The following is a 4,199-nucleotide window of genomic DNA, read 5'->3' as shown; positions in this document are numbered from 1 at the left end:
CGCTCCCAGAGCATCACGTTCGTCGTGCCGGCGCTCTTGCCGATCAGCAGCACGCCGCCGCCCTTGATGATCAGCACGTCCGCCACCGCCGGATCGCCGACGGCGACGCGCTGCAGGGTGCGCCCGGCCGCGATCGGCCGCTGCGCGCCGACCGCGACGTCGACGCTCGTGTCCGGGCCGGCTGCGCTTGCCACGGACGACAGCGTCAATGCATTCAGTGCAATGGCCAATGCAATCAGTTTCTTTTTCATTGTGTCGGAGGCCCGCAGCCGGACCTCTCCGTGTCGGTTGCAACCTGTACCGCGTACTGCCGTTCACTCAATAGGCGACCGATTCGGCCCGCCCGGCCCGTATCACTTCGATGCTGCTGCTTTCCGCACGATGCGCCACCACGCGCGGCGGCTTGCGTACGACCGGCGCGGGCGTCGAATCGGCCACGCCGCGCGACAGCTCGGACAGGGACATGCCGGCCGCCGCGCGCGCCGACGGATCCTTGTCGGCGTTGGCCGCGACGCGCATCGCCACCGTCTGCGTCGCCACGTCCTCGTCGCGCGGGCTGCGCAGCGCGAGCGTCAGGTTGCCGGTGGCCTCCGCCAGGGTCAGGGCATCGATCTGTTCGGTCGGCACGGCGAGCACCGCGGTACGCACGCCCCCCATTGCACCGGGCGACTGATCGCGCGCGGTCGTCGCATCGCCGAAGGCCAGCACGCGGATCTTCGAGAGCAGCATCTTGGCCTGGGTCTTGGCGATCTCCGGCCCGTTGCCATTGCCGGCCGCGGACACCGACATGGCCGCCGCCGGGTCGCGTTTCAGATTGACGAACACGTCGACGAAATTGCCGGGGCGCACGCGATTGCCCACCGCGTTGTTTTCATCGACCTTGACGGCGACGGCCCGCTCGCCCGGCGCGATCAGATCGGCCATGCCCGACGACAGCGCGCTCTCGACCACGGCGGCCTGCTCGGGAATGTCGGCGACCGGCACCCGGCCGATCACCTGCACCGGATCGGCGAACGCGCCTTGCGGCTGGCCGGCCACCTGCTGCACCTTCAGGCTGTCGGCCGGGATCGCCTGGCCGGCCTTGAGCGGATGCGTGGCAACCACCACGGGAAACAGTTGCGCCGCCGTTTGCTGGACGTTGTGTTGCACGATCGGCGCGGGCCGGCGGCCGAGCACCCATGCATAGATGCCGAGCAACAAGGCGATGGCGATCAGCGCCACCGCGAATATCTTCGTCAGATTGTTGGCCATGGTTGTTATGAAAACAGTCGATCCATGAAATGTCCTGCACCTGCCTGCCCTGCCGCCGATCTCCCCGTATTTGACGATCGGCGCTGCCCTGCGCGCGCTCCTAGATGATGTTGACCGGACTGATCTGCACGGTGGCCGAACCGACCAGCGCGGTCGGAACCGGCAGCAGCATGCCGACCAGCGGCAGCGGCGCGATCAGCGGCTTGGTTGAATAGGGGTAGGACAACGTCACCTTGATGCAATACATCGAGGTGTCGTAAGAGCAGGTGCCCGCCGATGTCGACGTGCATTGCGCACCCGACAGCCAGCCGACGAGATTGGTTGCGGCGGTACACGCGGCCGCGGCGCGTGCGCTCAATGCGGCCTGCGGCGTGGTGCTGACTTGATAGTTCAGTGCGGCGCGCGCACCTTCGGTGGCGGCCAGCGTCAGATTCTGTTGAGCGGCGAAAATCAGGCCATACGTGATGACCGAATACAACACCAGGAAAAACAGCGGGAATATCAATGCGAACTCGACTGACATCGAACCGCGGTTGCTCCGCCGGCGCGGCGCGCAGACCCTCGATTTCATCGCACATGCCCCGTTACGATATAAAGTATCAATTCCGCTGCCGCCGGCATGACCAGAAACGCAGCGTAAGGAGATCCGCGATATCCGCCCAATGCCAATGCGGGTTTACCACGCCGCCATAAATCACCCAATGGCGTTCTGGTCCAATACATGATTCCCAGTGCGTGAATCAATGCAACCAGGCTTGCAAAAATCCAACACCAGAACATCAGTTTCAATCCGCACCACGCACCGAGCGTCAGAAACACCTTGACATCCGCCGCTCCCATCAAGCGCAGCGCAAAAAACGGTAACAATCCTACGAAGCCAGCAACCGCTCCGATTATTGCACCTTCCAGCGTTATACCAAAAGGGTTATATCCGGCAGCAGTTAAAGCAACGGCACATATCAATCCCGAAACTACCAAGGAATTGGGAATACGCCGGTAACGAAAATCGCCAACCGCAACCATCAACGCCCAGGCCAGGAAAAACCCGACACTGAAGAGCAGGATCATTCAAAGTTCCGGAACGGGCGTGAAGAGTGCGGGCGCCCGGTGGACGGCCCGCACACGTAATGACAAAAGTGAAGATCGTTCGGGCGCGTCGCCCGGGCGCTCAACCCGCGCCGCCAGGGAGGCGGGCCGCGATGTAGCCGAAAGCGCCGTTGAGCCCGGTGGTCAGCAAGCCGACGCCAGCAACCAGCGCCACTGCCATCAGGCCCGCGATGAGGCCGTATTCGACAGCCGTAACCCCGTCTTCTTCCTTGAGGAAGCGATTGATAAGTGCATTCATGGTAATCCCTCGTGCCTTGAGTTTCGTTGGCCTCATGCGGCATGCATATTTGGCCACCTTACCGTTACCAGCTCTGACGTCCGGCTTCGGCCACTTCTTTATAGCTCGTTTTTTCAGGAGCTCTTAACATATTTTGATGCCAGTTAACAATCTTGCAGTTGTTTCGATAGGCACCTCCACTTCGTGCTGTCTGTGCGCTTCCGTACACGCACGATCGAATCTTAATCCCAAGAACTTTTATTTCCAACTTTTTTTATGATTTTTCTTGCCGATCCGTCCGGCCCTCAAGGCAATTTTTACTATCTTTCTGCGGCTTACCCATCAGGGCTAACGATAGGTTAGACGTACCTATCTAATCCATCTGTAAAACAATCGTTCGACTGAATAGTAGCGCGGCTCCGCGTTACGAAACCGGCGTAACGGAAATGATGTGACGTTACGTTACAGAGCCGCATTTAGCGGGCTTTTCAAATTCCATTGGATCCGATTAAAAATCGTTTTCAGCAATCGTTAAACCGAGACACGACAAGGCTTTCCGGGCGGCGGGGAATGTAACCAAATCGGTAATCGAATCGCATGGCACGGGTGTTGCAGAGTGATCGTCGCGGTAACACACATCACACAACAGCACTGCGAGGACGAAATGGACACCCAAACGATCGCTCATGGCACGCTCCGGACGACTTTGATCGCGGCCACCGTGGCAGCCATGCTTTCCCTCTCCGCCTGCGGCGGCTCCGGTTCGTTGAGCCAGGGCACCGGCGGCTCCGACAACAACACGCCGCAAACCACCTCGGGCACCAGCAGCTCGTCCGGCACCAGCAGTTCGTCGGGCACCTCGGGATCGTCGAGCGGTTCGTCCTCGTCGGGTACCAGCAGCTCGGGTACCAGCAGTTCGGGCACCAGCAGCTCCGGCACCAGCAGTTCGGGAACGAGTAGTTCGGGTACCAGCAGCTCGGGAACGAGCAGCTCCGGCACCAGCTCGGTCAACGCGCTCGGCACCGTCGTGGCCAACACCAGCAACGTCGTGTCGAGCCTTGGCACGACCGTGTCGGGCGTCGGCTCCACGATCGCCAACCAATCGATCCCCGGCCTCGGCAGCGCGCCGACGCAAGCGCTCGGCAGCGTGGTCGGCAGCGTCGGCGGCGCCGTCAGCACGCTCGGCAACGGCCTCGCAAGCGGCCTCGGCCAACTCGGTTCGAACACCGACCCGCTCGGCACCACGCTGGGCACCACGGGCGGCGTGGTCTCGCAACTCGGCAACGCCGTCAGCAGCACCGGCACGCTCGTCTCGAGCCTCGGCAGCGGCCCGCTCTCGCCGCTCGCGCCCATCACGTCGCCGGTCGGCACCCTCGTCTCGACGATCGGCGGCGCAGTCGCCAACGGCGGCACGACGCTGACCAACGCACTGACCACCGGCCCGGTGCAGCAGATCACGCAGACGGTCAGCTCGGCAATCACGCCGATCACGTCGGCGGTCGCCAACACCACGCAGACGATCGGCAACGCAACCGGCCTCGGCGCGCCGGTCAACACGCTGCTCGGCACCCTTGGCGGCGGCCTGAAGACGGCCGGCGCGGCGATCGCCGCCACCGGCGGCGGA

6 protein-coding genes are annotated in these 4,199 nt (G+C 62.7%); 1 reads left to right on the top strand and 5 read right to left on the bottom strand.

Annotated features, from left to right (window positions below):
* The 5 genes from G3N92_RS31145 to G3N92_RS31125 form a co-directional block, all read right to left on the bottom strand.
* A partial coding sequence (locus tag G3N92_RS31145) for a pilus assembly protein N-terminal domain-containing protein (RefSeq protein WP_206131384.1) occupies positions 1-251 on the bottom strand: 251 nt, incomplete at its 3' end.
* Positions 252-318: 67 nt separating this feature from the next.
* The gene (gene cpaB / locus G3N92_RS31140; protein ID WP_206131383.1) at positions 319-1,251 is read right to left on the bottom strand and encodes a Flp pilus assembly protein CpaB; all 933 of its coding nucleotides are present in this window, start codon (positions 1,249-1,251) and stop codon (positions 319-321) included.
* Between the two features lie 100 nt (positions 1,252-1,351).
* Positions 1,352-1,822, bottom strand: a complete 471-nt coding sequence (locus tag G3N92_RS31135; RefSeq protein ID WP_206131382.1) for a TadE family protein — start codon at positions 1,820-1,822, stop codon at positions 1,352-1,354.
* Positions 1,819-2,319, bottom strand: a complete 501-nt coding sequence (locus G3N92_RS31130) for an A24 family peptidase (protein WP_206131381.1) — start codon at positions 2,317-2,319, stop codon at positions 1,819-1,821. Before G3N92_RS31130 ends, G3N92_RS31135 begins: the two co-directional genes overlap by 4 nt.
* A gap of 100 nt (positions 2,320-2,419) precedes the next feature.
* Positions 2,420-2,596, bottom strand: a complete 177-nt coding sequence (locus tag G3N92_RS31125; protein WP_206131380.1) for a Flp family type IVb pilin — start codon at positions 2,594-2,596, stop codon at positions 2,420-2,422.
* Between the two features lie 643 nt (positions 2,597-3,239).
* Between G3N92_RS31125 and G3N92_RS31120 the strand changes: the two genes are divergently transcribed.
* Positions 3,240-4,199, top strand: a 960-nt coding sequence (locus tag G3N92_RS31120; RefSeq protein ID WP_206131379.1) for a collagen-like triple helix repeat-containing protein, incomplete at its 3' end; no start/stop codon positions are given.

The organism is Burkholderia sp. Ac-20379, from assembly GCF_017104645.1.
Classification (GTDB): Bacteria; Pseudomonadota; Gammaproteobacteria; order Burkholderiales; family Burkholderiaceae; genus Burkholderia.
Note: the sequence above shows the minus strand (reverse complement) of the source record. Positions and strands in the feature narration are given on the sequence as shown.

Bases quoted from the DNA above. Each gene is read 5' to 3' on its own strand.
- G3N92_RS31135 (WP_206131382.1), bottom strand. From the start codon at position 1,822: ATGAAATCGAGGGTCTGCGCGCCGCGCCGGCGGAGCAACCGCGGTTCG.
- cpaB (WP_206131383.1), bottom strand. From the start codon at position 1,251: ATGGCCAACAATCTGACGAAGATATTCGCGGTGGCGCTGATCGCCATC.
- G3N92_RS31130 (WP_206131381.1), bottom strand. From the start codon at position 2,319: ATGATCCTGCTCTTCAGTGTCGGGTTTTTCCTGGCCTGGGCGTTGATG.
- G3N92_RS31125 (WP_206131380.1), bottom strand. From the start codon at position 2,596: ATGAATGCACTTATCAATCGCTTCCTCAAGGAAGAAGACGGGGTTACG.